A 26,242-nucleotide genomic window follows, 5' to 3' on the forward strand; every position below is an offset into this window, starting at 1 on the left:
CGCGGTTCCCCACGGCCCTTCGGGGCGCCGGTCAGCCGAGTTCGGTCAGTGCCCGGTCCAGGGTCCGGCGAAGGCTCAGCGCGTCCGGGGCGACCGCGCTGACGAGCGCCGCGGGGCCGGCGAGCGGGACCAGTGCCGCGTACTCGCCGAGCATCCGTGCGGACGGCGGGTCCGTCGCGAACTCCGGCCGTACGACGACCAGCTGGCCCACCGCCCGGTGGCCCGCGAGCACCGCCGGGCCGTCCCAGCCGCCCGGCGCACCGGGTCCGCAGGCCAGCTCCTGGTCCAGCACGGTCCGGCCCCCCACCCGTACGGCCAGCCGGCTGGTGAGCCGCCCGGGCTGCTCCCCGGCCCGCCCCAGCACCTGTTCCTCGCGCAGCACGAGCCGGGCGCCGGCGCCGAGTTCGGCCCGGGTGGTGACGTACAGGTCGCTGCCGCCGGCGGAGATCAACTGCTCCGGCAGCCAGTGCAGTTCGGCGCCGTCGGCCACGTCGAGCCGGACGTCGTAGCGGGCTTCGCCGCCCGCCTGGCCGGGCAGGGCGAGGGTGGCGGCGGCCGACCCGACGTGCAGCCGGGCACCTTCCTCCGCCCGGGCCCGCAGGGTGAAGCGGTCGCCGCCGAGGGGTCCGCTCATCGCGCCGACGAGCATGACCTTCGCCCAGGATCCGGCGGACCGGGTGCGGCGCGGCGCCAGCGGGCCCTCGCCGTCCAGGACGGGCAGGGCCGTACCGCCGCGCCCGTCGGCGCGGGCCACGATCCGGGCCCGCGCCCGGACCCCGGTGACGGTCATGCCGTCCACGCGGCGATCCGCCCCCGCACCCACGCGGCCACGTCGGCGACCCCGGTCCCGCCGCGCAACGACTGGAAGATCACCGGGAGTTCGGCGCGCTGTGCCTTGGCGTCGGCGGCCATCCGGGCGAGGTCGGAACCGACGTAGGGGGCGAGGTCGGTCTTGTTGACCACGAGCAGGTCGGCGGTGGTGACGCCGGGGCCGCCCTTGCGCGGGATGTCGTCGCCGCCGGCCACGTCGATCACGAAGATCTGGGCGTCCACGAGCCCCTTGGAGAAGGTGGCGGTGAGGTTGTCGCCACCGGACTCGACGAGGATCAGGTCCAGCGGGCCGACCGCGTCCTCCAGGTCCTCCACCGCTTCGAGGTTGGCGGAGATGTCGTCGCGGATCGCGGTGTGCGGGCAGGCGCCCGTCTCGACGGCGGTGATCCGCTCGGGCGGCAGCACGGCCTCGCGGAGCAGGAACTCGGCGTCCTCGCGGGTGTAGATGTCGTTGGTGACGACCGCGAGGGACAGCTCGTCGCGCAGCGCCCGGCACAGGGCGGCGACGGTGGCGGTCTTGCCGGAACCGACGGGCCCGCCGAGTCCGACGCGCAGGGCACGGCGGGCCCCGTCCGGACGGTGGGCGTCCGCGCCGACGGCGGAGGCGGCGGAGTGGGAGTGGTCGAGATGCATGGACGGCTCCTTCGTGCGAGAGACCAGGGACCGGTGGGGGGAACGAGGCTGCCCGTCAGCCGGGCGGCCGGGCGGGCGGGCTCATGACGCGAACAGCCGGACCGGCCAGGCCGCGTGGGCCTCGGCCATGACCTCCAGCAGCGGTGCCGACACGGCGGGCAGCGCGTCGACGCCCTCGGCGGCCACCGACCGTGCCGCCTCCACGGCGGCGTCCGCGACCCGGTCCAGCTCGGGCGCCAGCCGGGCCAGCACTCCCGTCGCGTCGAACGGGTCGAGGCTGAGCAGCCGCACGGTGGCGGTCGCCGGCCCGCTCACGCTCTCGTACACCGCGCAGTGGGCCGCGTCCTCGGGCGTCAGGCCGGCCCCCCGGGCGGCGAGGCCGAGCACGACCGGCTGATGGGCGCCCTTGGGGAACTCCCGGGCGAGCGCGTCCAGTTCGGCGGTCGGCCAGGTCGTCCGCGCGGCCCGCAGCAGCTGCCGGCCCAGGCGCCGGGCGGCGGCCCGCAGGGCCGGGGACGGGGTGCGCGCGTCGGCCGCCGCGTCCAGCGCGCGCGGGTCGGCGCCGAGAACGGCCGCCGCCGCCAGCGCGCCCGCGACCAGCCCGGCGGTGTGCAGCCGGCCCCGGCAGAACTCCTCCAGGCTCGCGGTGTCGGTGATGCGTCCGGCCTTGACGGCGGCCTCGGCCCCGCCGGAGTGCGCGTGCCCTCCGGCGGGGAAACGGCCGTCGGCCAGGACGAGCAGTGCTGCCCGTGTCATCGAAAAACGCCCGTCAGAAGAGGAAGTAGCGCTGGGCCATGGGCAGTTCGGCGGCCGGAGTGGCCTCGACCAGCTCGCCGTCGATGTGCACGGCGAAGCTGTCGGGGTCGATCCGGACGTCCGGCCGGGCGTCGTTCTCCCGCATGTCGGCCTTGGTGACCGCGCGCGTGGACTCGATCGCCGCGAACCGCTTGCCGAGCCCGAGCCGCTCCGGCAGCCCGTCCTCGATCGCCAGCCCGGACACGAAGTTGACCGAGTTGGCGGCGGGGGCCCGGCCGATCGCGCCGTACATCGGGCGGGGCAGGATGGGCTGCGGGGTGGGGATGGAGGCGTTGGCGTCGCCCATCTGCGCGTAGGCGATCTGCCCGCCCTTGATCACCAGCAGCGGCTTGACCCCGAAGAACGCGGGCTCCCACAGCACCAGGTCGGCGAGCTTGCCGCTCTCCACCGAACCGGTCTCGGCGGCGAGACCCTGGGCGAGCGCCGGGTTGATGGTGTACTTGGCGACATAGCGACGCACCCGGTGGTTGTCGGCGCGGCCGTCGCCGGGCAGCGCGCCCCGCCGGCGCTTCATGACGTGCGCGGTCTGCCAGGTGCGCAGGACGACCTCGCCGACGCGGCCCATCGCCTGGGAGTCGGAGGAGATGATCGAGATCGCGCCGAGGTCGTGGAGGATGTCCTCCGCGCCGATGGTGGACGGCCGGATCCGGGACTCGGCGAACGCCAGGTCCTCGGGGACGGCCGGGTTGAGGTGGTGGCACACCATCAGCATGTCGAGGTGTTCCTCGGTGGTGTTGACGGTGAAGGGCCGGGTCGGGTTGGTGGAGCTGGGCAGGACGTTGGCCTGCGAGACCACGGTCATGATGTCGGGGGCGTGACCGCCGCCGGCACCTTCGGTGTGGTACGAGTGGATGCCCCGGCCCGCGATCGCGGCGAGGGTGTCGCCGACGAAGCCCGCCTCGTTCAGGGTGTCGGTGTGGATGGCGACCTGGATGCCGGTGCGGTCGGCGACGGTGAGCGCGGCGTCGATGACGGCGGGCGTGGAGCCCCAGTCCTCGTGCAGTTTCAGGCCGACGGCGCCGCCGCGGATCTGCGAGAGCATCGCCGCGTGGCTGACGGTGTTGCCCTTGCCGAGGAAGCCGACGTTGACCGGGTAGGCCTCCATCGCCTCCAGCATCCGGGCCAGGTGCCAGGGGCCGGGGGTGACGGTGGTGGCCTTGGAGCCCTCGGCGGGGCCGGTACCGCCGCCGACCAGGGTGGTGATGCCGGAGGCCAGCGCCTCGTCGGCGACCTGGGGGCAGATGAAGTGGACGTGGGCGTCGATGGCGCCGGCGGTCAGGATGCGGCCGTTGCCCGCGATGATCTCGGTCTCGGGGCCGATGACCAGGTCGGGGTGGACGCCGTCCATGGTGTCGGGGTTGCCGGCCTTGCCGAGGGCGGTGATCCGGCCGTCGCGGATGCCGACGTCGGCCTTGACGATGCCCCAGTGGTCCACGACGACGGCACCGGTGATCACGGTGTCGGGGGCGCCCTCGGCCCGGGTGGCGCGGGACTGGCCCATGGACTCGCGGATGACCTTGCCGCCGCCGAAGACCGCCTCGTCGCCGGAGGCGCCGGGGCCGCCGCAGCGGTCCTCCTCGATCTCGATCAGCAGATCGGTGTCGGCGAGCCGGATCCGGTCGCCGGTGGTGGGGCCGAACAGGTCGGCGTAGGCGTCACGGGCGATCTCAGGCATCGAGGGCACCTCCGGTCTCGCCGCGCAGCCCGGGCACGATCCGGGCGCCGGCCAGCGGCACCAGTTCGACCTCGACGGGAATGCCGGGCTCGAAGCGGACGGCGGTGCCGGCGGCGACGTTCAGGCGCCTGCCGCGGGCGGCGGCGCGGTCGAACTCCAGGCCGGGGTTGACCTCGGCGAAGTGGTAGTGGGAGCCGACCTGGACCGGCCGGTCGGCGGCGTTGAGTACCGTCAGACGGGTGACGTCACGAGCGTCGTTGAAGGTGACGGGGCCGTCCGCGAACAGGATCTCTCCGGGGATCATCGCGGGCCGCCTCAGATGATCGGCTCGTGGACGGTGACGAGCTTGGTGCCGTCCGGGAAGGTGGCCTCCACCTGCACGTCGTGGATCATCTCGGCGACCCCGTCCATGACGTCGCTCCTGGTCAGGACCTTACGGCCGGAGGACATCAGCTCGGCGACCGTGTGGCCGTCGCGCGCGCCCTCCAGGATGTGCGACGTGATGAGGGCGACCGCTTCCGGGTGATTGAGCTTGAGCCCGCGGGCCTTGCGCTTCCCGGCGACGTCGGCCGCCACATGGATCAGCAGCCTCTCCTGCTCATGCGGGGTCAGTTGCACGTCCCACCTCGTTGTCCTTGCTCCGGACCGTGCGGGGTCCGGTCGCCGCAGCCACCACGACGGGGATAGGTGTAACACACAGACAAATCCCCGGATCGTCCTCAATCCAGGGCAGAAAAGCCCCTGATGGCATGGAGCGGCAGGCTAGAACGACGGAGTTTCAACGACGTTAACCAGACTTTGGCCGGCGCATGACCGCGCTATGGGATCCCGCAGAGACAGCGGCGGGGCCCTCCCCCGGAGGCGGGGCCGGGTTCAGGGGGTGTCCGGCCGGCGGTGCTCCGCCGCTATCCCGAAGCGCCGCTGTTCGCGCGGCACGGCACCGGCCTCGTGGACGCCCGAGACGGAGCTGATGATCCGCCCCTCGCCCGCCTCGCCCGCCTCGTCCAGCGCGTCCAGCCGCTCCAGGTCGGCGGCCGAGACCAGCGCGACCAGCGGCTTGCCGTGCCGGGTCACGACGACGCGCTCGCCGCCGTACACCACCCGGTTGATCAGGTCGGCGAGCTCAGCCCTGGCTTGCGTCACCGGAATCTCGTAGGCCATACCCCCATCATAACGTGACGTACGTCCTGTACATTCTGTACAGAAGTCGAGCCCATCGGGGCCTCGTCAGAGGAGGCGTATGTCCATGCACCGACCGTCCGCCCGGCACGTCCTGCCCGAGTTCACCGAGCGCACCGCGGGGGCGGCGCGCACCCTGGATCCGTACGCGCGGCTCTTCCAGGACCGGATCGTCTTCCTCGGCACACCGGTCGACGACGCGGCGGCGAGCGATGTCACGGCTCAGCTCATGTATCTGGAGCACCAGGCGCCGGACCGGGACATCACGCTGTACGTGAACTCCCCCGGCGGCTCCTTCGACGCCATGGCGGCGGTCTACGACACGATGCGCTACGTCAGCTGCGACGTGGCGACCTACTGCCTGGGGCAGGCCGCCGCCTACGCCGCGGTGCTGCTCGCGGCCGGCACCCCGGGCAAGCGGTTCATGCTGCCCGGCGCCCGGGTCGTGCTCGAACAGGTGGCACTGGCCGAGCCGGTGCGCGGCCGGCCCGGTGACCTGATCCTCCGGGCCGGGGAACTGGCGCGCGTGCGCGCCACCGTCGAGGAGATGCTCGTCCGGCACACGGGGCGCGCGGCCGCGCGGGTCCACGAGGACCTGGAACGTGACCTGATCCTGGACGCCTCCGGGGCGCTGGCGTACGGCCTGGTCGACGCCGTCGTGCCCGCCCGCCGGGACACGCCCGGCGCACCGGACGCGAGGTGAGCCGCCCGTGCTGCCGGACCTGCCGCCGCTACCGGCCCTGACCCGCGCCGAGGGCGAGTTGATCGATCGTTATCTGGAGGCCGCCGACCTGCTCGGCCGCGTCAATCCGGCCCGGTACGGGCAGACCTACGGTGCTCTGCGCGCCGCTCAGGGCCTGGTGCGCAAGGCGGCAGAGCTGCGGGACGCGCTCGCGCTGATGCACCAGCGGGGCGAGACGGAGCTGCACGGGGACACGCTGGCACGGGCGCTGCGGGTGCTGGACGGCGAGCGCCGGGCCGCTCGCGTCGCGCTCCCGCCGGATGGTGCCGGCTGAGGCGGACACCCGTCCGGCCCGGCGGCGCCGACGCGTCGACACGCGTCGTTCGGACCGGAGTTGAAACGGCCCGAACGGCGTACCGCCGACCGGTGTACATCCCGATCGCTTTCCGGGTCTCCCGACTTGCGCGACGCGGGATCCAGGGGTCGCCGCGCAGACACATCGCCCCAGGTCCGGGGCTGCGACGATGACCTGACGGGGCCTCGAACGGTGCACTGTCCACCCGAACGGGTGAGTGGTGAGTAACGCCACAAATCCCCGATTCCGTTGGGATTTTCAGACAGATCTGCGTCAAGATCCCTGTCTGACGACAAGCCCCCGCCACCGCGGCGGGGCGATCCGGGCGGACGCCGAGTCCTGCCGCCGCCCGGATGACCGGTCGACGGAGTGGATCGGCAGGAGTGGAGGACCCAAGCAAGGCGGGTCGCCGGAACGGATGTCCAGTCGTCCGACACAGAGTCGGGCACGGGGCGGAGGTTCCGAGCAGCCCTTGGGGTGAAGCCGTGGCAACGCGGCCGGGCTACTTCGCCAGCCCGAATCCGACAGGTCATCCTTCACAGGCGGCTGACGAAGGGTTGCGCATGACTGCGCTCAATCGAGTCCCGTCGCTGATGGCCCGGGCCGGCACGGCCTCGGCACTCACTCTCGCCGCCGTGGGCGGCTCGATCGCGGTGCCCGGTCTCGCCACCGACGCCTCCGCCGCGACCATCGCGACGAAAGCACTCAAGGTCGCGGCCTCGAAGAAGGGTTCCCCGTACCGGTGGGGCGCCACCGGGCCGCACAGATTCGACTGCTCGGGGCTGACGCTCTACTCGTTCAAGAAGGCCGGCAAGAAGCTGCCGCGCACCGCCGCCCAGCAGTACAACAAGTCGCACCATGTCTCCGCCCGCCACCGCAAGGTCGGCGACCTGGTCTTCTTCCACTCGGGTTCCAGCGTCTACCACGTCGGCATCTACGCCGGCCACAACAAGATCTGGCACGCCCCCAAGACCGGGGACGTGGTGAAGCTGCAGAAGATCTGGACCAGGAGCGTCTGGTACGGCCGGGTCAGCTGACCCGCCCCCGCCCCGGGAGCGGCTCCGGCAGCGGGGCCGCTCCGGCAACCCCCGACGCCCGCCCGGCCCCGTGGGCGGGCCGGGCCCGGGGCGGCCCGGCCGCCTCGCGAGCGTGCGGGCGGCCCCGGACCGACTCCGGGACAGCCGGTGCGTCCGGGTAGGCCCGCCATCTCACGCGGCGCGAGCGGGCACGCACGCGACGGCCCGAACCGGAAGCGAGCGCGGGGGGCCCGGTCCCGGACACGGACCCGAGGCGCCGACGCGAGCGCTTCCCGCGCGCACAGGCGGGCGGCGAGACCCGGGCCGGGGCAAGGACCCGCGGAACCGCCTCCCGGGCACGTACGGCGGTCGGGACGGCTCGGTCCCGGGTAGGCGTCCCGGCGGACCGACGGGAGCGTCACACCGGCCGAGCGGCCCGTCCGCCCGGCCGGGGCCGCACCGCCGCTCGCCGCGTTCCGGGCGGCCGGCACCGGGGCGCCGACGGGGCGAGCTTCCCCACCGGCGACGACCTCGACGCGTCACAGCACGCCCGGGTACGTCCGCTGCCCGCCGGCACGTGGGTGCGTGGACGTGGACGCGGCCGGTACCCGGCGGTTGCCGCCCGCCCCCGGGACACCGAGCACGTCACTACCGCCGTCGCCGAGCGCCGCCCGGGTGCGTCCGCTGCCCGTCGGCACCAAGGCGCCGTCGGGGCACCTTGCCCACCGGCGATCCTCGGCCTCCGCACACCGCCCGGGCGCGTCCGTTACTGCCAGGGCGCCACCGGGGCGCACCCCCGGCCCCGCACGCCTGCCCCCGCACCAGGGTGCCCGCACGCGCTCCGGCACATCGACCGCACCGGTGCCCGGGGCGCACCGCCGCACACGTCCGCCGGCCCCGGCCTCGTTCCGCGCAGAGGAGCCGAGGAGCCGAGGAGCCGAGGAGCCGAGGAAACGTATCCGCCCGCGAAGACCCTCCGTGCCGCCGCCGCGCCGGGTGTGTCAGCGTGCCGGGGTTTCCGGTGGCCGGCCCGCCGGGACCGGTGCCGTCGGGAGGGTCCAGGGCAGTTCGATGGAGACCGTCTTGCCGCCCTCGCGGGTCGGGCGGACACGGAGCCGGCCGCCGCACTCCGCGGTCAGCCAGCGGATGATCACCATGCCGCGCCCATTGTCCTGCTGGACGGAGGCGGGCAGTCTCTTCGGGAACCGGGGATGGCTGTCCGTGACCCCGATGCGCAGCTGTTCGTCCTGGTGCAGCGCGATGTCGACCGTGAAGGTGGGTGACTGGCCGAAGGTGTGCTGAACGGCGTTGGTGGCGAGTTCGGAGACGATCAGCCGCACGGTGTCGGCCGTCTCGGTGTCCGACGGCAGGCCCCACTCCGCGAGGGTGCCCACGACATAGGAGCGGGCGGCCGACACCGAGGCGGGATCGCTCGGCAGAGTGACGGAGGCTTCCAGATGGTCTGCCATGGCGAGGTCGTCCCTTTCCCAACGGGACCGTGGTCCTCCATACAGCGGTGGGTTCGAGTACGGTCCCGGACTGGTGCTTGTCCGTCAGACTGCCATCACCGGAACGGTCACGGGGGGCGATCCACCAAGATATGCATATATCTGTCGCTCGAAGCGGTGAACTCCGCGACGCGAGACCGTATCGGGGCGGTCCGGACGGAGTAAGGAGGAGCCATGCAGAACGGTCCCGCGGTACGCCGTCGCAAGCTGGGCGCCGAACTGCGCACGCTGCGCACCGGCGCCGGGCTCACCAGTGGTGAGGCGGCCCGGCTGGTCGGCTGGCACCAGTCGAAGGTGAGCCGTATCGAGACGGGCGCCAGCGGCGTGAAACCGGCCGATCTGCGGTTGCTGCTGGACGCCTACGAAGTGCGGGACCGGCATCTGCGGGAGTTGCTGCTGATACTGGCGGGGTCGGAGGAGACGAGCGGCCGGCACCGCTGGTGGCACGCCTACCGGGGTGTGCTGCCGCCGACGTACCGGGACTTCATCAGCCTGGAGTCACAGGCCAGCGCGATGCGCACCCTGGAGACCACGGTGGTGCCCGGTCTGCTGCAGACCGCCGAGTACGCCCGCGCGGTGACCCGGGCCGCCGTGAAGGACCTGGACGAGGACCGCCTGGACACGCTGGTGGAGGTGCGTCTGGCCCGGCAGGACGTACTGCGGTCGGACCCGCCGCTGGCGCTGAGCGCCGTACTGGACGAGGCGGTGCTGCGCCGCGAGGTGGGCGGTCCGGGGGTGATGGCCCGCCAGCGCCGGCGGCTGATGGAGGCCGCCCGGCTGCCGCAGGTACGGCTCCAGGTGCTGCCCTTCACGGCGGGGGCGCATATCGGCCTCACCGGGCCTTTCGTTATCTTCTCATTTCCGAGCACTTCTGATCTGGACGTGGTTGTTCTCGACCAGTTGACGAGTAGCCTCTACCTGGAACGGAAAGAAGACCTCATGGCCTACTCCGAGGCCTTCAGCACCCTTCAGTTCCACGCCCTTTCCCCCGAGGACTCGTTGGACTACATCGCCGGGATAGGTGACGGCGTGTAAGGAGGCACCATGTCAGCTCTGCCTCGGAACGTCCCTGCCAGTACCGACCTGCACGACGTGCGCTGGGTGCGCAGCAGCCGCAGCACGGGCGCGAACAACTGCGTGGAGACGGCACGGCCGCGCTCCGGCCCCGCGGCCGGACTGCTCGCCGTGCGCGACTCGAAGAACCCGGCCGGACCCGCCCTGCTCTTCTCCCCCGAGAGCTGGACGGGATTCGTCACCGGGCTCTGACCATCCCGGCCACTCCGACCACCCTGCTTGAATTTGTTCAATATTCCATCGTCTTCGGGCGGTACACGGCCGTGTCACGCCGACTCATGGCCGCGTTTCGCCGATGACGCGTACAGCACGTTCGATCTCGGCCCCGGAGAGGTCCGCGCGGGCGGTCAGCCTCAGCCGTGAGATGCCGTCGGGCACGGAGGGAGGACGGAAACAGCCCACGGCCAGACCCGCCGAGCGGCAGTCGGCCGCCCAGCGCACCGCCCGCTCCGGGGACGGAGCCCGCACGGAGACCACCGCGGCGTCCGGACGTACCGCCTCCAGACCCGCGGCGGTCAGCCGTGCGTGCAGTTCCGCGGCCACCTCGCGGGCCCGCGCCGCGCGTCCGGGCTCGCGTTCCAGCAGCCGCAGCGCCGCCAGCGCGGCGCCGGCCGCCGCCGGCGCCAGACCCGTGTCGAAGATGAACGTCCGGGCCGCGTTGACCAGATGGGCGATCACCCGCTCCGGGCCCAGCACCACGCCGCCCTGGCTGCCGAGCGACTTGGACAGGGTGGCCGTGGCCACCACGTCGCCGGCGCCCGCGAGCCCGGCCGCGTACGGCGCGCCCCGGCCGCCGTCGCCCAGCACACCGAGGCCGTGGGCGTCGTCGACGACCAGCCCCGCGCCGTGCTCCCGGCAGGCGGCGGCCAGTCCGGCCAGCGGCGCCCGGTCCCCGTCGACCGAGAACACCGTGTCGGAGACGACGATCGCCGCGCCCCCGCGCGTGCCCAGGGCCTTGCGCACGGCCTCGGGATCGGCGTGCCCGACGACCTGGGTCTCGCCCCGGGCGAGCCGGCAGCCGTCGATGAGGGAGGCGTGGTTGCCCGCGTCGGAGACGATCAGCGAGCCGTGCGGGCCGAGCGCGGTGACCGCGGCCAGGTTCGCGGCATATCCGGAGGAGAACACGAGGGCCGCCTCGAACCCGCAGAACGCGGCCAGGGCGCGCTCCAGCTCGGCGTGCAGCTCGGTGCTGCCGGTGACCAGCCGGGAGCCGGTGGAGCCGCCGCCCCAGCGCCGGGCGGCCTCGGCGGCCCCCTCGGTGACCTCGGGGTGGCGGGACAGCCCCAGGTAGTCGTTGCTCGCCAGGTCCAGCAGCGGCGAGTCGGCGGGGCGCGGGCGCAGGGTGCGCACGAGTCCGGCGCGGCGGCGCGCCTCGGCCTGCTCGTCGATCCAGCCGAACGCCATGGCTCCTCCGTGCTTTTGTAGGTATCGAACAGACCCTAGCGGCACGGTCAGCCGCCCAGGGTGTGGCGATACCCACACGATGAACCGTCTTCGTTGTGCCAAGTCTCCTTGGCCGGGAGCGGTCCCGTAGGACAGGATCGTGGCTCATGGACCTGCTGAACACGCTGGTGGACAAGGGGCTTCGGCGCGAGATGCCGACGCGCGAGGAAGCGCTCGCCGTGCTGGCCACCTCCGATGACGACCTGCTCGACGTGGTGGCCGCGGCCGGAAAGGTGCGCCGGCACTGGTTCGGGCGGCGGGTGAAACTCAACTATCTGGTGAACCTCAAGTCGGGCCTGTGCCCCGAGGACTGCTCGTACTGCTCCCAGCGGCTGGGCTCCAAGGCCGACATCCTGAAGTACACCTGGCTCAAGCCCGACGAGGCCTCCCAGGCCGCCGCCGCGGGCCTCGCGGGCGGCGCCAAGCGGGTGTGCCTGGTGGCCAGCGGGCGCGGTCCGACGGACCGGGACGTGGACCGGGTCTCGGAGACCATCAAGGCGATCAAGGAGCAGAACGAGGACGTCGAGGTGTGCGCCTGCCTCGGCCTGCTCTCCGACGGCCAGGCCGAGCGGCTGCGGGCGGCGGGCGCGGACGCCTACAACCACAACCTCAACACCTCGGAGTCCACGTACGGGGACATCACCACCACCCACACCTACGCCGACCGGGTGGACACGGTGCGCAAGGCGCACGCGGCCGGTCTGTCCGCCTGCTCGGGTCTCATCGCCGGCATGGGCGAGAGCGACGAGGACCTGGTGGACGTGGTGTTCTCGCTGCGCGAGCTGGACCCGGACTCGGTGCCGGTGAACTTCCTGATCCCGTTCGAGGGCACTCCGCTGGCCAAGGAGTGGAACCTCACCCCGCAGCGCTGCCTGCGGATCCTGGCGATGGTCCGGTTCGTCTGCCCGGACGCGGAGGTCCGCATCGCGGGCGGCCGCGAGGTGCATCTGCGCAGCATGCAGCCGCTGGCGCTGCACCTGGCCAACTCCATCTTCCTCGGCGACTACCTGACCAGCGAGGGCCAGGCCGGCAAGGCCGACCTGGACATGATCGCGGACGCCGGTTTCGAGGTGGAGGGCGCCGGGGAGGTGACGCTGCCGGAGCACCGGGCCGGGGCCGCGCACGGGTGCGGCTCGCACGCGGAGGCCGGCTGCGGCTCCCACGCGGGCACGGGTTGCGGGTCGCACGAGGGTGGCGGGGTGTGCGGTACGGCGAGCGTGCCGGCCACCGCCGAGCCCCGCACCGACCTCGTCGCCGTCCGCCGCAGGGGTGCCGGCACGGACCTCGCGCCCAATGCCTGATCCGGGCGTCGCCGAGCTGCTGGAGCTGGACCGGCGGCACGTGTGGCATCCGTACGGCCCGATGCCCGGCCGGGTGGACCCGCTCGTCGTGGAGGCGGCGAGCGGGGTCCGGCTGCGGCTGGCGGGCGGTTCCGGCGAGCTGGTCGACGGCATGTCGTCGTGGTGGTCGGCCATCCACGGCTACAACCACCCGGTCCTGAACGAGGCCGCGCGCGAGCAGCTGGGCCGGATGAGCCACGTGATGTTCGGCGGGCTCACGCACGAGCCCGCCGTCCGGCTCGCGAAACTCCTGGTCGACCTGTCACCGGAGGGCCTGGAGCACGTCTTCCTGGCCGACTCGGGGTCGGTGTCGGTCGAGGTCGCGGTGAAGATGTGCCTGCAGTACTGGCGTTCGCTGGGCCGGCCGGCCAAGCGGCGGCTGCTGACCTGGCGGGGCGGCTACCACGGTGACACCTGGCAGCCGATGTCGGTGTGCGACCCCGAGGGCGGGATGCACGAGCTGTGGACCGGCGTGCTGCCGCGCCAGGTGTTCGCGGACCCGCCGCCCGCCGGGTACGAGGAGTCGTACGCGGAGCACCTGCGGGAGCTGATCGCCCGGCACGCGGACGAGCTGGCCGCGGTGATCGTGGAGCCGGTGGTGCAGGGCGCGGGCGGGATGCGCTTCCACTCCCCCGGGTACCTGCGGGTGCTGCGGGAGGCGTGCGACGCGCACGACGTGCTGCTGGTGTTCGACGAGATCGCCACCGGTTTCGGCCGCACCGGCGCGCTGTTCGCGGCGGACCACGCGGCCGTCGCCCCCGATGTGATGTGCGTGGGCAAGGCGCTGACCGGTGGTTATCTGACGCTGGCGGCCACCTTGTGCTCCGCTCGGGTGGCCGACGGCATCTCGCGGGGCGAGGTGCCGGTGCTCGCGCACGGCCCGACGTTCATGGGCAACCCGCTGGCGGCGGCCGTGGCCTGCGCCTCCGTGGAACTGCTGCTGGGCCAGGACTGGCTGGGCGAGGTCAAGCGGATCGAGGCGGGCCTGCGCGAGGGGCTGGCCCCGGCGCGGGACCTTCCCGGGGTGCGCGACGTCCGTGTCCTCGGCGCCATCGGGGTCGTCCAGCTCGACCACCCGGTCGACATGCGGGCCGCGACGGACGCGGCGGTACGGGCGGGCGTGTGGCTGCGCCCGTTCCGTGACCTGGTCTACACGATGCCGCCCTACGTCACCTCGGACGAGGACGTGGCACGGATCGCGCGCGCGGTGTGCGCCGCGGCGCGGGAGGGATGACATGCGGGTACTGGTGATCACGGGCACGGACACGGAGGTCGGCAAGACGGTCACCACCGCCGCCGTCGCCGCCTCGGCGCTCGCGGCCGGGCGGTCGGTGGCCGTGCTCAAGGCCGCCCAGACGGGGGTGCGGCCGGAGGAGCGCGGGGACGCGGACGAGGTCGCGTGGCTCGCGGGACCGGTCACGGCGGACGAGGTGGCCCGTTTCCCGGAGCCGCTGGCGCCGAACACGGCGGCCCGGCGGGCCGGTATGGCGCCGGTGCGTCCGCGGGAGGTGGCCGAGCGGGCCGCCAAGCTGGCCGCCGAGCACGATCTGGTGCTGGTCGAGGGGGCGGGCGGGCTGCTCGTCCGGTTCGACGCGGACGGCGGCACGCTGGCCGACGCCGCCCGGCTGCTGGGCGCGCCGGTGCTGCTCGTCGCGCGGGCCGGGCTCGGCACGCTCAACAGCACCGAACTGACGGCGCGCGAACTGCGGCGCCGGGAGCTGGAGTTGGCCGGTGTGGTGATCGGCAGCTGGCCGGGCGACCCGGACCTGGCCACCCGCTGCAACGTGGCCGATCTGCCGGAGGTGGCCGGCGCCCCGCTGCTCGGCGCGCTGCCCGCCGGTGCGGGGGCGCTGCCGCCCGCCGCGTTCCGTACCACCGCGCCCGCCTGGCTGGCCCCCCGGCTGGACGGGACCTGGGACGCGGAGGCGTTCCGCGCCCGGGAGGCCGCGTAGCCGGCGTGGCCGGCACGGTACCCGTGCTCGCGCGCTGACGTACGGCGCCGCCGCCCGCCCCGCGGTCCCCGTCCGGGCGGGCGGCGCCGCCGTTCCCCTTCCGCGTGCCGGGCGTCGCCCGGCGGCCCGAGGGGGCCGGGACGGCGCTGGTCAGCCGCTCCAGCGGCGCAGCTCGCGCGCGATGTCGTCGACGCCCGCCGCGCCGTCCTTGACCAGCCGGGCGAGGTCGCGGACCTGCTCGGGGGTGGTGGCGATCTTCTCGCCGCTGGCGACCAGATAGGCGTAGGCGACGGCGGAGGCGAACAGGGCGTTGGCGCGCTCCAGGGCGGGGACGTGGAGGAGCAGCTGGAGCAGGGAGGCGGCGCGGGCGTACGGGTCGGCGTAGACGGGGACGCCGAATATCTCGGCCTGGTGCCGGGCCACGGCGGCGACCAGGGCGCCCCAGTCGGTGACCTGCGGGTCCCCCGGGGTCTTCTGTTCGGCGAGCATGAGCAGCCAGGCGAGGTCGATACGGAGATCGTTCAAGGAATCTGCTTCAGGGCGTCGGCTTCGGCGGATCGGCTTCCGGAAAGGGCCGTGCGGGGGCGGGGGATCAGCGGCGGCCTTCCCCCGGTCCGGTGCCGTGCGCCTCGGCGGACTCCTCGGCGAACACGGACGCGTACTGCTTCATGAAGTCGGCGGCGGCCTCCACGAACGTGCGCCCTGTTTCCCCGGCGTCCTGTCTGACCAGCTCTTCTATGTAGCGGTTGACGCTCATGCCGCGGGCCAGGGCGCGCTCGCGGGCCACGCGGGCGGTGCCCTCGTCCACGCGCACGTTCAGCTGGGTCTTCGCCATGCCTCGACGCTAGCGCCGGGGTGCTAGCGGCGGCAAGGGCGCACGGTGGCGCGGGTCCGGATCCCGTGCGCCGTCACCGGCGGTGATCATCCACACATGATCGCGCCGGGGCGGACATGATGGAATCGATGCGGCTCAAGTCGCCATCGAATCGGGGAGAGTTCATGTCGCGTCCGTTCCGCTTCGGAGTCAATCTGCTGGACCCGGCGCCCGCCGCCGAGTGGCGTGCCAAGTGCCGGCGCGCGGAGGAGCTGGGGTACGACGTGATCCTCGTTCCGGACCACCTCGGGCTGCCCGCGCCGTTCCCCGCGCTGGTCGCGGCGGCACAGGCCACGGAGCGGCCGCGGGTCGGCACGTTCGTGCTGAACGCGGGCTTCTGGAACCCTGCGCTGCTGGCCCGCGAGGTGGCGACCACGGACGCGCTGACCGGCGGCCGGCTCGAGCTGGGCCTCGGCACCGGGTACACGCAGGCGGAGCACGAGGCGGCCGGGCTGCCGTACGGCTCGCCGCGCGAGCGGGTGGACCACCTGGAGCGCACGGTCGGGGAGCTGGACCGGCTGCTCGGCTCGGACGACCACCGGCCGCGGCCCACGCAGTCCCGGGTGCCGGTGCTGATCGGCGCCAACGGCGACCGGATGCTGCGGCTGACCGCCGAGCACGCGGACATCGCGGCCTTCACCGGGGCCCGGCCGGGCAGGACGCCCGGCACGCTGGACCCGCTCACCGCCGGGGAACTGGACGAGCGGGTGGCCCGCTACCGCGCGCTGGCGGAGCACCGGGCGACGCCCGCCGAGCTGAACCTGCTGATCCAGCTGGTGGCCGTCGCCGACGACCCCGAGCCGGTGCTGAAACCGCTGCTGGAGCGGCAGAGCGGGCTCACCGCGGAGCAGGCGGTCGCCCTGCCCATCGTGCTGGCCGGTCCGCTCGAGGACGTGGTGGCGAAGGTACGGGCGCAGCGCGAGCGGTACGGGTTCACCTACCTGACCGTGCTGGAGCCGTTCATGGAGGCGTTCGCGCCGGTGATGGCGCGGCTGCGCGAGGAGTCCGCCTGACGGAAACCCCCTGGGCCGCGGGGGCGTTCCCGATCATGATGAGGGCATGACCAACCTGCGCATACGTGCCGCCGTACCCGCCGACCTCGACTCCGTCCTCGCCTTCTGGAGGACAGCGGCCGAGGGCACGAGCATCAGTGACGACCGGGCCGGGGTGGAGCGGCTGGTGGCCCGGGACCCCGGGGCGCTCCTTCTGGCCGAGCGGGGCGGCGAGCTGGTGGGCACGGTGATCGCCGGCTTCGACGGCTGGCGCTGCCACCTGTACCGGCTCGCGGTGCACCCGGAGCGACGGCGGCAGGGCATCGGCTCGGCGCTGCTGGCCGCCGCCGAGGAGCGGTTCGTACGGCTCGGCGGGCGGCGCGCGGACGCGATGGTGCTGGTCCGCAACGAGACCGCGCACCACGCCTGGGGCGCGGCCGGGTACGGGCCCGAGGAGCACTGGCGGCGCTGGGTCAAGCCGCTCGCGGAGTGAGACCGCGAGGCGTTTTTGCTCATCCTTTACTCTGGAGGGAGCACTCGGCCCTCTATGAAAGGTTGTGAGCGTCCGCCCATGGGCGAGCCTCCCAGTCCGCGACACCGCGCGCACTCCCCTGCCCTGTCCGATCCTGGGACGGGGGTGACCCGATGACCGAAGTGCTCCTCCTCCTGCTGGCGATCCTGCTGTCGCTGGCCTGCGGCGCCTTCGTCGCCGCCGAGTTCTCGCTGACCACGGTGGAACGCGGCGAGCTGGAACGGGCCGCCGCCCGCGGCGAGCGCGGCGCCCCCGGCGCCCTGAAGGCCGTACGGAACCTGACGTTCCAGCTCTCCGGCGCCCAGCTCGGCATCACCGTCACCAACCTGGTGGTCGGCATGCTCGCCGAGCCCTCGATCGCCACGCTGCTCTCCGGCCCCTTCACGGGGCTGGGGCTGTCCCGGTCGGCCGCCACCTCGGTCGCGCTGGTGCTGGGCACGGCCCTGTCGACGGTCTTCCTGATGGTCGTCGGCGAGCTGGTGCCGAAGAACTGGGCGATCTCCTCGCCGCTGGCCATGGCCAAGCGGGTGGGCAACGCCCAGCGCTGGTTCAGCGCGGCCTTCCGGCCCTTCATCACCCACCTGAACAACACGGCCAACCACTTCGTGCGCCGCCTCGGCGTCGAACCGGCCGAGGAGCTGGCCTCCGCGCGCGGTCCGCAGGAGCTGGCCGCGCTCGCCCGGCACTCCGCCAAGGAGGGCGCGCTGGAGCCGGACACCGCGGAGCTGTTCGTCCGCACCCTGAACCTGGCCGACCTCACGGCGGAGAACGTGATGACCCCGCGCGTCCAGGTCGTCGCCCTGGACATGCAGGCCACCTGCGAGGACGTCGCCAACGCCACCCGGGCCACCGGGCTGTCCCGGTTCCCGGTCTACCGCGGCAGCCTGGACTCCGTCGTGGGCACCGCCCACATCAAGGACGTGCTGGCCGTCCCCGCCGACCAGCGGCGCCACCGCACGGTCGCGCAGATCATGCGCGAACCGCTGCTGGTGCCCGAGTCGCTGACCGTGGACCGGCTGCTGGACCGGCTCGGCGGCCGGCGCACCATGGCCGTCGTCATCGACGAGTACGGCGGCACCGCGGGCGTCGCCACCCTGGAGGACATCGTGGAGGAGGTCGTCGGCGAGGTGCGGGACGAGCACGACCCGCACGAGACGCCCGACCTCGCCCCGGCCGGCGCCGACGAGCGGGGCCGCGCCCTGTACGCGGCGGACGGCGCCGCCCGCACCGACCAGCTCGCGCGCGTGGGGCTGCGCGCGCCCGAGGGGCCGTACGAGACACTGGCCGGCCTGGTCGCCACCGAGCTGGGCCGGATACCCGCCGCCGGCGACAGCGTCGAGGTGGCCGGCTGGCGCCTGGACGTCGTGGACGCCGCCGGCCGCCGGGCCGCCCGGCTGCTGCTGCACGCGCCCCTGGACGACGAACGGAGTGATCCGTCCGACGGGACCGGACGGGGCGCCGGCGGCAGGCGACGGGACCGGACGGGGCGCGGCCACGGGGCCGACGGAACCCGTCGGACGAGGGAGGGCACGCGATGACCGCCGTACAGCTGCTGATCGGTCTGTCGACCCTGGTCGTCAACGCCTTCTTCGTGGGCGCCGAGTTCGCCCTGATCTCGGTGCGCCGCTCCCAGATCGAGCCGCTGGCCCAGGAGGGCGACCGCCGGGCCCGCAGCGTGCTGTGGGGTCTGGAGCACGTTTCCGCGCTGCTGGCCGCCGCCCAGCTCGGCATCACGCTGTGCACGCTGGTGCTCGGTGTGGTCGCCGAACCGGCGATCGCGCATCTGCTGGAGCCGGTGTTCCACGCGGTGGGCGTGCCCGTGAGCGCGGGGCACGCGGTCTCCTTCGTGATCGCGCTGGCCCTGGCCACGTATCTGCACATGCTGCTCGGCGAGATGGTCCCCAAGAACATCGCGCTGGCGGAGCCGGTGCGCAGCGCGCTGCTGCTCGGCCCGCCGCTGGTCGCGCTGTCCCGGGCGCTGCGCCCGGTGATCTTCGCGATCAACGCGTTCGCCAACGGGCTGCTGAGGCTGCTGCGGGTGGAGGCCAAGGACGAGGTGTCGGCGACGTTCACGGACACCGAACTCGCCGAGATCGTCAAGGACGCCAGCCAGGCGGGCCTGATCGACGACCGGGCGCAGGAGCGCCTGCACGACGCCCTGGAGCTGGGCAGCCGGCCGGTGCGGGACGTGGTCGTGCCCCTGCGCCGGGTGGTCTACGCACGGGTGGGCATCACCCCGGAGCAGTTGGAGCGGCTGTCCGCCGAGTCGGGCTTCTCCCGTTTCCCGGTGGTCGACACCGGCCGCCGGATCGTGGGCTACCTGCACGTCAAGGACGCGCTGGACGCCTCGCCCCGGGACATGCCGTTCCGGCTGCGGGACATGCGGTCCATCGCGCGAGTGAAGGAGGCCACCCCGCTGGACGACGTGCTCACCGCGATGCGCGGCAGCCGCACCCACCTCGCCGCCGTGCTCGGCGACGACGGACGGCTGGCGGGCCTGGTGACCATGGAGGACGTGTTGCGGGAGCTGTTCGGCCAGCCCGCGCCGGGGTGAGGCCGAGGGCCGCGCGCCCCGGGTTCCGGGGCGACCGACCGACGGGTATGGCGCCGGGTTACCATCGCTGTCGCCATGCAGACGAATCCCGCCCCTCCCCCGTTCACCAGCCTCGTCGCGGTCGGCGACTCCTTCACCGAGGGCATGTCGGACCTGTTGCCCGACGGCTCCTACCGGGGCTGGGCGGACGTCCTCGCCACCCGGATGGCCGCCCGCACCCCCGGGTTCCGGTACGCCAACCTCGCCGTCCGCGGGAAGCTGATCCGGCAGATCGTCGACGAGCAGGTGGAGGTGGCGGCGGCCATGAACGCCGACGTCGTCACGCTCGTCGGCGGGCTCAACGACACCCTGCGCCCCAAGTGCGACATGGTCCGGGTCCGGGACCTGCTCACCGAGGCCGTGGAGCGGCTGGCGCCCTCCTGCCGGCAGCTGGTGCTGATGCGCAGCCCCGGCCGCCAGGGCCCGGTGCTGGAGCGGTTCCGGCCGCGCATGGAGCAGTTGTTCGCCTGCGTGGACGAGCTGGCCGCCCAGCACGGCGCCGTGGTCGTCGACCTGTACGGGGCGCCCGCGCTGGCGGATCCCCGGCTGTGGGACGTGGACCGGCTGCACCTGACGGCCGAGGGGCACCGCCGGGTCGCCGAGGCGGTGTGGCAGACGCTCGGGTACGAGCCGGAGGACACCGAGTGGCACGTGCCGATGGCGGCGACCCTCCCGCCGGGCTGGACGGCCCGCCGGATCGCCGACGCGCGTTTCGCCCGGCAGCACCTGCTGCCGTGGATAGGCCGCCGGCTCACCGGCCGCTCCTCCGGCGACGGCCGCCCGCCCAAGCGCCCGGAACTGCTGCCCTACGAAGCCGGGGCCTAGCCGGAAAGTGGCGTACGTCTCGTAGCTTCCGCCCAACGGGGGCGTGGCGCTGGCCTGCACTAATCGCCAGTAGACTCTGGACACGTGACTTCAGCGCCCGCCAAGCCCCGCATCCCGAACGTCCTCGCCGGACGCTACGCCTCCGCCGAGCTCGCCACGCTCTGGTCGCCCGAGCAGAAGGTGAGGCTGGAGCGCCGGCTCTGGCTCGCCGTACTGCGGGCCCAGAAGGACCTCGGCATCGAGGTGCCGGACGAGGCGATCGCCGACTACGAACGCGTCCTCGACACCGTCGACCTGGCCTCGATCGCCGAGCGCGAGAAGGTCACCCGGCACGACGTGAAGGCACGGATCGAGGAGTTCAACGACCTCGCCGGGCACGAGCACGTGCACAAGGGCATGACCTCCCGTGACCTCACGGAGAACGTCGAGCAGCTGCAGATCCGGCTGTCGCTGGAGCTGATGCGCGACCGTACGGTGGCCGTGCTGGCCCGCCTGGGCAGGCTGGCCGGCGAGTACGCCGAGCTGGTCATGGCCGGCCGCTCGCACAATGTGGCCGCGCAGGCCACCACCCTCGGCAAGCGGTTCGCGACCGCCGCCGACGAGCTGCTCGTCGCCTACGGCCGCGTCGAGGAACTCCTCGCCCGCTACCCGCTGCGCGGCATCAAGGGCCCGGTCGGCACCGCGCAGGACATGCTGGACCTGCTGGGCGGGGACGACGCCAAGCTCGCCGAGCTGGAGGACCGCATCGCGCGGCACCTGGGCTTCTCGCAGGCCTTCACCTCCGTCGGCCAGGTCTACCCGCGCTCGCTGGACTACGAGGTCGTCACCGCGCTGGTGCAGCTCGCGGCGGCCCCGTCGTCGCTGGCCAAGACGATCCGGCTGATGGCGGGCAACGAGCTGGTCACCGAGGGCTTCAAGCCGGGCCAGGTCGGCTCCTCGGCGATGCCGCACAAGATGAACACCCGCTCCTGCGAGCGCGTCAACGGCCTGATGGTGATCCTGCGCGGCTACGCCTCGATGACCGGCGAGCTGGCGGGCGACCAGTGGAACGAGGGCGACGTGTCCTGCTCGGTGGTGCGCCGGGTGGCCCTGCCGGACGCCTTCTTCGCCCTGGACGGCCTGCTGGAGACGTTCCTGACGGTGCTCGACGAGTTCGGCGCCTTCCCCGCGGTGATCGCCCGCGAGCTGGACCGCTACCTGCCGTTCCTCGCGACCACCAAGGTGCTGATGGGCGCGGTGCGCTCCGGTGTCGGCCGGGAGGTGGCGCACGAGGCGATCAAGGAGAACGCGGTCGCCACCGCGCTCGCGATGCGCGAGCGGGGCGCCGAGCGCAACGACCTGCTCGACAAGCTCGCCGCCGACGAGCGGCTGCCGCTCGACCGGGAGCAGCTGGCCGCGCTGATGGCCGACAAGCTGTCCTTCACCGGCGCCGCCGCCGCACAGGTCGGCACGGTCGTCGCCCGCATCGAGAAGATCGTCGAGCAGCGCCCCGAGGCGGCCGGTTACACCCCCGGGGCGATCCTCTGACTCCCGCGCCCCGCACCCCGCGTTTCACCCGGGCGGAGCTGGAGGCCGCCCGCGACCGCCTCGTCCCGGACGTGGTCGCGGACGGCCTGCGCGTGCTGTTCTGCGGCATCAACCCCGGGCTGATGTCGGCCGCGACCGGCCACCACTTCGCCCGCCCCGGCAACCGCTTCTGGCCGGTACTGCACCTGTCCGGCTTCACCCCCCGGCTGCTGAAGCCGGCCGAGCAGTGGGAGCTGCCGGCCTACGGGCTCGGCATCACGAACGTCGTGGCCCGGGCGACCGCGCGGGCGGACGAGCTGACCACCGCGGAGTACGTCGAGGGCGGGCGGCTGCTGACCGGGAAGGTGACGCGGCTGCGGCCCGGCTGGCTGGCCGTCGTCGGCGTGACCGCCTACCGCACGGCCTTCGGCGACCGCGCCGCCCGGGTGGGCCCGCAGGAGCGGACCATCGGCGACACCCGGATCTGGGTCCTGCCCAACCCCAGCGGTCTGAACGCGCACTGGACCGCGGCCACGATGGCCGAGGAGTTCGGGCGGCTGCGCGCGGCGGCCGGCGCGGCCGGCTGACCCGCCCGATGCCCGAAAGGCCGGGCAGGGCCGCGTAGTGCCTTTTGTGCGCGACCGCCTCTGAGCAGCGGTCCCTCCGTGCGCCCCATCGTTCACTGCCGCATGTCTGTACGCACACCCACGCACCGTGTACGGTCTCGGGCCGATGGGTTTTGGGAGCGCTCCCATCGTGCTGTTCCCGCTTCACACGAGGAGGAACGCTTTGAAACGCATTGTGGCCCTGCTGGCGACCTGCGCCACGGCGCTGGGTCTCACGGCACTAGCCGGCCCCCAGCCGGCGGCGGCCGCCACCGGTTGCAAGGTCGACTACACCGTCACCAGCCAGTGGCAGGGCGGCTTCCAGGCCGGAGTGAAGATCACCAACCTGGGCGACCCCGTCACCGGCTGGACGCTGAAGTTCTCCCTGCCGGACGCGGGGCAGAAGTTCGTCCAGGGCTGGAACGCCACCTGGTCGCAGTCCGGTTCCACGCTCAGCGCCGCCGGCATCGACTGGAACCGCACCCTGGCCACCGGCGCGTCGACCGACCTGGGATTCGTCGGCTCCTTCACCGGCTCCAACCCCAAGCCGTCGGCGTTCACGCTCAACGGCGTCGCCTGCACCGGCTCCGTCGGGGACACCCCGACCGACCCCGGCCCCAACCCGGGCACCGGCACGCCCGTGGACGTCAACGGGCAGCTGCACGTCTGCGGCGTCAACCTGTGCAACCAGTACAACCGCCCCATCCAGCTGCGGGGCATGAGCACGCACGGCATCCAGTGGTTCAGCAAGTGCTACAGCAGCGCGTCCCTGGACGCGCTGGCGAAGGACTGGAAGTCGGACCTGCTGCGCGTCGCGATGTACGTGCAGGAGAACGGCTACGAGACCGACCCGGCGGGCTTCACCAGCCGGGTGAACGGCCTCGTCGACATGGCCGAGGCCCGGGGCATGTACGCCCTGATCGACTTCCACACCCTCACGCCGGGTGACCCCAACTACAACCTGGACCGCGCCAAGACGTTCTTCGCGTCCGTCGCCGCCCGCAACGCCGCCAAGAAGAACGTGATCTACGAGATCGCCAACGAGCCCAACGGCGTGAGCTGGACGGCCATCAAGAACTACGCCGAGCAGGTCATCCCGGTGATCCGGGCCGCCGACCCGGACGCCGTGATCATCGTCGGCACCCGGGGCTGGTCCTCGCTGGGTGTCTCGGACGGCTCCAACGAGACCGAGGTCGTCAACAACCCGGTCAACGCCACCAACATCATGTACACCTTCCACTTCTACGCCGCGAGCCACAAGGACAACTACCGCGCCACGGTGAGCCGGGCCGCCTCGAAGCTGCCGCTGTTCGTCACCGAGTTCGGCACGGTGAGCGCCACCGGTGGCGGGGCGATGGACCGGACCAGCACCACGGCCTGGCTGGACCTGCTCGACCAGCTGAAGATCAGCTACGCGAACTGGACCTACTCGGACGCCGACGAGAGCAGCGCGGCGCTCAAGCCCGGCACCTGCAACGGCAGCGATTACAGCAGCAGCGGTGTGCTGACCGAGTCGGGGGCGCTGATCAAGAGCCGCATCAGCACGGCCGACTCCTTCCCCACCAGCTGACCCCCGACGGGGCTCCGGCGGGACCGGCGCTCCGTACCACGATTGGGAGCGCTCCCAAGCCTTCCTCGGCGCGGACCCGTCTCACGGCGGGTCCGTCGCCGTCACTATGCCGAGCAACTGGAAGGGCAGTTCCTTGTCCCACTGGGAGACGCCGAGGGCGACCCAGCGGTCCGCCTCGGGCGCCCGCCACAGCAGGACGTCCGGGACGTGCCCGCTGAGCCCGGCCCAGGGCTCGGGGATCTCCTCGCCCGCCAGGGTCCGGTCCAGCACGCTGTACAGGCTGAAGTGACGTGGGCCGCCCCACCGTTCGCCCAGCCGTTCGGCGAGGCCGTCCCGGTCGGCCTCGTACTGCGCCGCCGTCTCCTCCCGTTCGCTGCCGTCGCCCTCCCAGAACTCCTCGCTGGTCCGTAAGGCGGCCAGGTGATAGCCGGGCCCGCTCTCGCCGTGCTCCGTCCCGCCGGGCGCCGCCGGGAACTCCCGGGCGCACAGCAGCTCGATGAGGGTCAGGCACTCCGCGATGTCCATGCGGTCCAGTAAAGCGGGCACCACTGACAACTGGTCCTCCGTCAGGCGTCCCTCGACCGCACGCTCCAGGCACCCGCCGCCAGGGCCGCCGCCGTCCACAGCGCGGTCACCGCCAGTCCGCTCCACGGGCCGAGGGCGCCGTCCCAGGTGCTGTGCAGGGCCACTTGACCGGCCCGGTCGGGCAGGAAGTCGGCGACCGAGCCGGACAGGTCGCCGATGACGAAGGACACGATCAGCAGGAACGGGATCAGCACGGAGAGGGTGGCGACTCCACTGCGCAGCACGGCCGCGAGTCCGGCGGCGAACAGCGCCATCAGCGTCAGGTGGACACCGCAGCCGACCGCGCCGCGCGCCCCCTCGGCCCAGCCGGGCGCGGACGCGCCGAGGGCCGCCCGGCCCACCAGGAGTGTGAGGAACCCGGTGAGCAGCCCGACGGCCAGCGCCGGCAGGGCGATCGCCGTCGCCTTCGCGGCGAACCAGCGGCCCCGGCCGGGCACCGCCGCCAGCGTCAGCCGCAGCGCGCCGCCCCGGAACTCCGCGGCGACGGCCGTCGTACCGAAGGCGATCGCGGCGATCTGCCCGAAGCTCACACCGAAGAACACCGAGAACAGCGGGTCCGCGTCGTCGGCGTCGGCCGCGGCGAGCGCCGGGAACGAGGTGGTGGCGGCGAGGACCGCGGCGAGGGCGCCCCACTGGGAGCGCAGCGTGCGGATCTTGATCCACTCGGCGTGGAGGACGGGGACGAAGGACATGGTCAGGCCTCCTGGCGCGGTGCGGTGAACTCGGCCTCGGCCGCGGTCAGATCGAGGTAGGCCTCCTCCAGGGTGGCCTCCCGGGCGGCGAGTTCCAGGACGGGCACGCCCGCCTCGGACATCAGCCGGCCGAGGTCGTCCATCCGCGCGTGCCGTACGGACCAGGCCCCGTCCTCCTCGCGGGAGGCGTCGTGGCCGTGCCGGGCGAGCAGGTCGGCGAGGGCTGCGGGGTCGCTGGTGCGGACGCGGACGTGCGGCCGTACCCGCGCGTGGATGAAGTCCTTGACCGGTGTGTCGGCGAGCAGGCGGCCCCGGCCGAGGATCAGCAGGTGATCGGCGAACTCGGCCGTCTCGGCCATGAGATGGCTGGAGACCAGCACCGTACGGCCCTCCGCGGCGAGCCGGCGCAGCAGGGTGCGGATCCACACGATGCCCTCCGGGTCGAGGCCGTTGGCGGGCTCGTCGAGCAGGACGACCCCGGGGTCGCCGAGCAGGGCGGCGGCGATGCCGAGCCGCTGGCGCATGCCGAGGGAGTACGTCCGTACCCGGCGCCGGGCCACGGCGGCGAGGCCCGTCTCCGCCAGGACCTCGTCGACCCGGCGGGCCGGTATGCGGTTGCTCGCGGCGAGGGCCAGCAGATGGCCGCGGGCGGTGCGTGCGCCGTGCGCGGCCCCCGCGTCGAGCAGGGCGCCCACCCGGCGCAGCGGTTCCCGCAGCCGGGCGTAGGCCTGGCCGCCGATGGCGGCGGTGCCGGCGGTGGGCCGGTCGAGGCCGAGGAGCAGGCGGAAGGTGGTGGACTTGCCGGCGCCGTTGGGGCCGAGGAAGCCGGTGACCCGGCCGGGCCCGACGCGGAAGGTGAGGCCGTCCACGGCCCGCCGGCCGCCGTACTCCTTGGTGAGGTCGCGCACTTCGATGCAGGTCATGGCACCAGCCTGGTCCGGCCCGGCCACCGGATCATCCCCCG

At 73.3% G+C, this 26,242-nt stretch carries 30 protein-coding genes and 1 riboswitch; of the genes, 16 read left to right on the top strand and 14 right to left on the bottom strand.

Going from position 1 to position 26,242, the window contains the following annotated elements; genetic code table 11:
• Positions 1 to 31 precede the first annotated feature (31 nt).
• From ACZ4W9_RS11215 to ACZ4W9_RS11245, 7 genes are all read right to left on the bottom strand, one after another.
• Positions 32 to 790 carry an urease accessory protein UreD gene (locus tag ACZ4W9_RS11215; RefSeq protein WP_467934948.1) on the bottom strand — a complete coding sequence of 253 codons (759 nt, stop codon included), beginning with the start codon at positions 788 to 790 and terminating at the stop codon, positions 32 to 34.
• Complete coding sequence (ureG, locus tag ACZ4W9_RS11220; RefSeq protein WP_467934798.1) at positions 787 to 1,464, bottom strand: urease accessory protein UreG; 678 nt, start codon at positions 1,462 to 1,464, stop codon at positions 787 to 789. Before ureG ends, ACZ4W9_RS11215 begins: the two co-directional genes overlap by 4 nt.
• A gap of 81 nt (positions 1,465 to 1,545) precedes the next feature.
• Positions 1,546 to 2,220 carry an urease accessory protein UreF gene (locus ACZ4W9_RS11225; RefSeq protein WP_467934800.1) on the bottom strand — a complete coding sequence of 225 codons (675 nt, stop codon included), beginning with the start codon at positions 2,218 to 2,220 and terminating at the stop codon, positions 1,546 to 1,548.
• Positions 2,221 to 2,233: 13 nt separating this feature from the next.
• On the bottom strand, positions 2,234 to 3,955 hold the full coding sequence (locus ACZ4W9_RS11230) for an urease subunit alpha (protein WP_467934801.1): 1,722 nt from the start codon (positions 3,953 to 3,955) through the stop codon (positions 2,234 to 2,236).
• The gene (locus ACZ4W9_RS11235; RefSeq protein WP_467934802.1) at positions 3,948 to 4,259 is read right to left on the bottom strand and encodes an urease subunit beta; all 312 of its coding nucleotides are present in this window, start codon (positions 4,257 to 4,259) and stop codon (positions 3,948 to 3,950) included. The genes ACZ4W9_RS11230 and ACZ4W9_RS11235 overlap by 8 nt, the downstream gene beginning before the upstream one ends.
• Before the next feature lie 11 nt (positions 4,260 to 4,270).
• On the bottom strand, positions 4,271 to 4,573 hold the full coding sequence (locus tag ACZ4W9_RS11240; protein ID WP_467934804.1) for an urease subunit gamma: 303 nt from the start codon (positions 4,571 to 4,573) through the stop codon (positions 4,271 to 4,273).
• 255 nt (positions 4,574 to 4,828) lie between these two features.
• A complete protein-coding gene (locus tag ACZ4W9_RS11245) occupies positions 4,829 to 5,116 on the bottom strand; it encodes a type II toxin-antitoxin system Phd/YefM family antitoxin (RefSeq protein WP_467934805.1) in 288 nt (95 codons plus the stop codon).
• An 85-nt stretch (positions 5,117 to 5,201) separates the two neighbouring features.
• Between ACZ4W9_RS11245 and ACZ4W9_RS11250 the strand changes: the two genes are divergently transcribed.
• The 3 genes from ACZ4W9_RS11250 to ACZ4W9_RS11260 all read left to right on the top strand — a co-directional run bounded on the left by ACZ4W9_RS11250 (position 5,202) and on the right by ACZ4W9_RS11260 (position 7,208).
• Positions 5,202 to 5,837, top strand: a complete 636-nt coding sequence (locus ACZ4W9_RS11250) for an ATP-dependent Clp protease proteolytic subunit (protein WP_467934806.1) — start codon at positions 5,202 to 5,204, stop codon at positions 5,835 to 5,837.
• Positions 5,838 to 5,844: 7 nt separating this feature from the next.
• Positions 5,845 to 6,150 carry a hypothetical protein gene (locus tag ACZ4W9_RS11255; RefSeq protein WP_467934808.1) on the top strand — a complete coding sequence of 102 codons (306 nt, stop codon included), beginning with the start codon at positions 5,845 to 5,847 and terminating at the stop codon, positions 6,148 to 6,150.
• Positions 6,151 to 6,588: 438 nt separating this feature from the next.
• Positions 6,589 to 6,731, top strand: a riboswitch (cyclic di-AMP (ydaO/yuaA leader).
• 3 nt (positions 6,732 to 6,734) lie between these two features.
• Positions 6,735 to 7,208, top strand: a complete 474-nt coding sequence (locus ACZ4W9_RS11260) for a C40 family peptidase (protein ID WP_467934809.1) — start codon at positions 6,735 to 6,737, stop codon at positions 7,206 to 7,208.
• A 980-nt stretch (positions 7,209 to 8,188) separates the two neighbouring features.
• On the opposite strand, the gene ACZ4W9_RS11265 is transcribed toward ACZ4W9_RS11260, so the two are convergent.
• A complete protein-coding gene (locus ACZ4W9_RS11265; RefSeq protein WP_467934810.1) occupies positions 8,189 to 8,656 on the bottom strand; it encodes an ATP-binding protein in 468 nt (155 codons plus the stop codon).
• A gap of 213 nt (positions 8,657 to 8,869) precedes the next feature.
• Here ACZ4W9_RS11265 and ACZ4W9_RS11270 point away from each other — a divergent pair, with 213 nt between their 5' ends.
• Positions 8,870 to 9,730, top strand: a complete 861-nt coding sequence (locus tag ACZ4W9_RS11270) for a helix-turn-helix domain-containing protein (protein WP_467934812.1) — start codon at positions 8,870 to 8,872, stop codon at positions 9,728 to 9,730.
• A gap of 9 nt (positions 9,731 to 9,739) precedes the next feature.
• Entirely contained in the window at positions 9,740 to 9,961 is a 222-nt protein-coding gene (locus ACZ4W9_RS11275; protein ID WP_467934813.1) for a DUF397 domain-containing protein, read from the top strand.
• Positions 9,962 to 10,045: 84 nt separating this feature from the next.
• Here ACZ4W9_RS11275 and ACZ4W9_RS11280 read toward each other — a convergent pair whose 3' ends face one another.
• Entirely contained in the window at positions 10,046 to 11,173 is a 1,128-nt protein-coding gene (locus ACZ4W9_RS11280; RefSeq protein ID WP_467934814.1) for an 8-amino-7-oxononanoate synthase, read from the bottom strand.
• 146 nt (positions 11,174 to 11,319) lie between these two features.
• On the opposite strand from ACZ4W9_RS11280, the gene bioB reads away from it, so the two are divergent.
• The 3 genes from bioB to bioD are packed head-to-tail and all read left to right on the top strand — an operon-like array spanning position 11,320 to position 14,504.
• Positions 11,320 to 12,513 (top strand): biotin synthase BioB, encoded by a 1,194-nt coding sequence (bioB, locus tag ACZ4W9_RS11285; RefSeq protein WP_467934816.1) that lies wholly within the window; start codon positions 11,320 to 11,322, stop codon positions 12,511 to 12,513.
• Positions 12,506 to 13,786, top strand: a complete 1,281-nt coding sequence (locus tag ACZ4W9_RS11290) for an adenosylmethionine--8-amino-7-oxononanoate transaminase (protein ID WP_467934817.1) — start codon at positions 12,506 to 12,508, stop codon at positions 13,784 to 13,786. Before bioB ends, ACZ4W9_RS11290 begins: the two co-directional genes overlap by 8 nt.
• Before the next feature lies 1 nt (position 13,787).
• Entirely contained in the window at positions 13,788 to 14,504 is a 717-nt protein-coding gene (gene bioD, locus ACZ4W9_RS11295; protein ID WP_467934818.1) for a dethiobiotin synthase, read from the top strand.
• Positions 14,505 to 14,654: 150 nt separating this feature from the next.
• Here bioD and ACZ4W9_RS11300 read toward each other — a convergent pair whose 3' ends face one another.
• Together ACZ4W9_RS11300 and ACZ4W9_RS11305 are read right to left on the bottom strand one after the other, a co-directional pair.
• Complete coding sequence (locus tag ACZ4W9_RS11300) at positions 14,655 to 15,029, bottom strand: fic family toxin-antitoxin system, toxin component (protein ID WP_467934820.1); 375 nt, start codon at positions 15,027 to 15,029, stop codon at positions 14,655 to 14,657.
• A gap of 67 nt (positions 15,030 to 15,096) precedes the next feature.
• Positions 15,097 to 15,339, bottom strand: a complete 243-nt coding sequence (locus ACZ4W9_RS11305; RefSeq protein WP_467934821.1) for a toxin-antitoxin system HicB family antitoxin — start codon at positions 15,337 to 15,339, stop codon at positions 15,097 to 15,099.
• A gap of 164 nt (positions 15,340 to 15,503) precedes the next feature.
• Here ACZ4W9_RS11305 and ACZ4W9_RS11310 point away from each other — a divergent pair, with 164 nt between their 5' ends.
• From ACZ4W9_RS11310 to ACZ4W9_RS11345, 8 genes are all read left to right on the top strand, one after another.
• Positions 15,504 to 16,391 (top strand): LLM class F420-dependent oxidoreductase, encoded by an 888-nt coding sequence (locus ACZ4W9_RS11310; RefSeq protein WP_467934822.1) that lies wholly within the window; start codon positions 15,504 to 15,506, stop codon positions 16,389 to 16,391.
• Between the two features lie 46 nt (positions 16,392 to 16,437).
• Entirely contained in the window at positions 16,438 to 16,863 is a 426-nt protein-coding gene (locus tag ACZ4W9_RS11315) for a GNAT family N-acetyltransferase (RefSeq protein ID WP_467934824.1), read from the top strand.
• 152 nt (positions 16,864 to 17,015) lie between these two features.
• Complete coding sequence (locus ACZ4W9_RS11320; protein ID WP_467934825.1) at positions 17,016 to 18,440, top strand: hemolysin family protein; 1,425 nt, start codon at positions 17,016 to 17,018, stop codon at positions 18,438 to 18,440.
• A complete protein-coding gene (locus tag ACZ4W9_RS11325; protein ID WP_467934826.1) occupies positions 18,437 to 19,456 on the top strand; it encodes a hemolysin family protein in 1,020 nt (339 codons plus the stop codon). The genes ACZ4W9_RS11320 and ACZ4W9_RS11325 overlap by 4 nt, the downstream gene beginning before the upstream one ends.
• A gap of 75 nt (positions 19,457 to 19,531) precedes the next feature.
• Complete coding sequence (locus ACZ4W9_RS11330) at positions 19,532 to 20,320, top strand: SGNH/GDSL hydrolase family protein (protein ID WP_467934828.1); 789 nt, start codon at positions 19,532 to 19,534, stop codon at positions 20,318 to 20,320.
• An 84-nt stretch (positions 20,321 to 20,404) separates the two neighbouring features.
• The gene (purB, locus tag ACZ4W9_RS11335; protein WP_467934829.1) at positions 20,405 to 21,847 is read left to right on the top strand and encodes an adenylosuccinate lyase; all 1,443 of its coding nucleotides are present in this window, start codon (positions 20,405 to 20,407) and stop codon (positions 21,845 to 21,847) included.
• Positions 21,848 to 21,918: 71 nt separating this feature from the next.
• Positions 21,919 to 22,413, top strand: coding sequence for a G/U mismatch-specific DNA glycosylase (mug, locus tag ACZ4W9_RS11340; protein WP_467934830.1), 495 nt, complete (start codon positions 21,919 to 21,921; stop codon positions 22,411 to 22,413).
• Positions 22,414 to 22,615: 202 nt separating this feature from the next.
• Positions 22,616 to 24,001: a cellulase family glycosylhydrolase gene (locus ACZ4W9_RS11345; RefSeq protein ID WP_467934832.1), complete on the top strand. Its 1,386-nt coding sequence runs from the start codon at positions 22,616 to 22,618 to the stop codon at positions 23,999 to 24,001.
• 81 nt (positions 24,002 to 24,082) lie between these two features.
• On the opposite strand, the gene ACZ4W9_RS11350 is transcribed toward ACZ4W9_RS11345, so the two are convergent.
• The 3 genes from ACZ4W9_RS11350 to ACZ4W9_RS11360 are packed head-to-tail and all read right to left on the bottom strand — an operon-like array spanning position 24,083 to position 26,201.
• Entirely contained in the window at positions 24,083 to 24,526 is a 444-nt protein-coding gene (locus ACZ4W9_RS11350; RefSeq protein WP_467934833.1) for a hypothetical protein, read from the bottom strand.
• A gap of 41 nt (positions 24,527 to 24,567) precedes the next feature.
• Positions 24,568 to 25,278, bottom strand: coding sequence for an ABC transporter permease (locus ACZ4W9_RS11355; RefSeq protein ID WP_467934834.1), 711 nt, complete (start codon positions 25,276 to 25,278; stop codon positions 24,568 to 24,570).
• A 2-nt stretch (positions 25,279 to 25,280) separates the two neighbouring features.
• Positions 25,281 to 26,201: an ATP-binding cassette domain-containing protein gene (locus ACZ4W9_RS11360; RefSeq protein ID WP_467934836.1), complete on the bottom strand. Its 921-nt coding sequence runs from the start codon at positions 26,199 to 26,201 to the stop codon at positions 25,281 to 25,283.
• Positions 26,202 to 26,242: the final 41 nt, after the last annotated feature.

The sequence above is a fragment of the Streptomyces sp. NPDC029296 genome (genome assembly GCF_055569255.1).

Excerpts from the sequence above, each read along its gene's own strand:
- ACZ4W9_RS11215 (WP_467934948.1), bottom strand. The coding sequence starts at position 790 with ATGACCGTCACCGGGGTCCGGGCGCGGGCCCGGATCGTGGCCCGCGCC.
- ureG (WP_467934798.1), bottom strand. The coding sequence starts at position 1,464 with ATGCATCTCGACCACTCCCACTCCGCCGCCTCCGCCGTCGGCGCGGAC.
- ACZ4W9_RS11225 (WP_467934800.1), bottom strand. The coding sequence starts at position 2,220 with ATGACACGGGCAGCACTGCTCGTCCTGGCCGACGGCCGTTTCCCCGCC.
- ACZ4W9_RS11230 (WP_467934801.1), bottom strand. The coding sequence starts at position 3,955 with ATGCCTGAGATCGCCCGTGACGCCTACGCCGACCTGTTCGGCCCCACC.
- ACZ4W9_RS11235 (WP_467934802.1), bottom strand. The coding sequence starts at position 4,259 with ATGATCCCCGGAGAGATCCTGTTCGCGGACGGCCCCGTCACCTTCAAC.
- ACZ4W9_RS11245 (WP_467934805.1), bottom strand. The coding sequence starts at position 5,116 with ATGGCCTACGAGATTCCGGTGACGCAAGCCAGGGCTGAGCTCGCCGAC.
- ACZ4W9_RS11250 (WP_467934806.1), top strand. The coding sequence starts at position 5,202 with ATGCACCGACCGTCCGCCCGGCACGTCCTGCCCGAGTTCACCGAGCGC.
- ACZ4W9_RS11260 (WP_467934809.1), top strand. The coding sequence starts at position 6,735 with ATGACTGCGCTCAATCGAGTCCCGTCGCTGATGGCCCGGGCCGGCACG.
- ACZ4W9_RS11265 (WP_467934810.1), bottom strand. The coding sequence starts at position 8,656 with ATGGCAGACCATCTGGAAGCCTCCGTCACTCTGCCGAGCGATCCCGCC.
- ACZ4W9_RS11270 (WP_467934812.1), top strand. The coding sequence starts at position 8,870 with ATGCAGAACGGTCCCGCGGTACGCCGTCGCAAGCTGGGCGCCGAACTG.
- ACZ4W9_RS11275 (WP_467934813.1), top strand. The coding sequence starts at position 9,740 with ATGTCAGCTCTGCCTCGGAACGTCCCTGCCAGTACCGACCTGCACGAC.
- ACZ4W9_RS11280 (WP_467934814.1), bottom strand. The coding sequence starts at position 11,173 with ATGGCGTTCGGCTGGATCGACGAGCAGGCCGAGGCGCGCCGCCGCGCC.
- bioB (WP_467934816.1), top strand. The coding sequence starts at position 11,320 with ATGGACCTGCTGAACACGCTGGTGGACAAGGGGCTTCGGCGCGAGATG.
- ACZ4W9_RS11290 (WP_467934817.1), top strand. The coding sequence starts at position 12,506 with ATGCCTGATCCGGGCGTCGCCGAGCTGCTGGAGCTGGACCGGCGGCAC.
- bioD (WP_467934818.1), top strand. The coding sequence starts at position 13,788 with ATGCGGGTACTGGTGATCACGGGCACGGACACGGAGGTCGGCAAGACG.
- ACZ4W9_RS11305 (WP_467934821.1), bottom strand. The coding sequence starts at position 15,339 with ATGGCGAAGACCCAGCTGAACGTGCGCGTGGACGAGGGCACCGCCCGC.
- ACZ4W9_RS11310 (WP_467934822.1), top strand. The coding sequence starts at position 15,504 with ATGTCGCGTCCGTTCCGCTTCGGAGTCAATCTGCTGGACCCGGCGCCC.
- ACZ4W9_RS11315 (WP_467934824.1), top strand. The coding sequence starts at position 16,438 with ATGACCAACCTGCGCATACGTGCCGCCGTACCCGCCGACCTCGACTCC.
- ACZ4W9_RS11320 (WP_467934825.1), top strand. The coding sequence starts at position 17,016 with ATGACCGAAGTGCTCCTCCTCCTGCTGGCGATCCTGCTGTCGCTGGCC.
- ACZ4W9_RS11325 (WP_467934826.1), top strand. The coding sequence starts at position 18,437 with ATGACCGCCGTACAGCTGCTGATCGGTCTGTCGACCCTGGTCGTCAAC.
- ACZ4W9_RS11330 (WP_467934828.1), top strand. The coding sequence starts at position 19,532 with ATGCAGACGAATCCCGCCCCTCCCCCGTTCACCAGCCTCGTCGCGGTC.
- ACZ4W9_RS11350 (WP_467934833.1), bottom strand. The coding sequence starts at position 24,526 with ATGGACATCGCGGAGTGCCTGACCCTCATCGAGCTGCTGTGCGCCCGG.
- ACZ4W9_RS11355 (WP_467934834.1), bottom strand. The coding sequence starts at position 25,278 with ATGTCCTTCGTCCCCGTCCTCCACGCCGAGTGGATCAAGATCCGCACG.
- ACZ4W9_RS11360 (WP_467934836.1), bottom strand. The coding sequence starts at position 26,201 with ATGACCTGCATCGAAGTGCGCGACCTCACCAAGGAGTACGGCGGCCGG.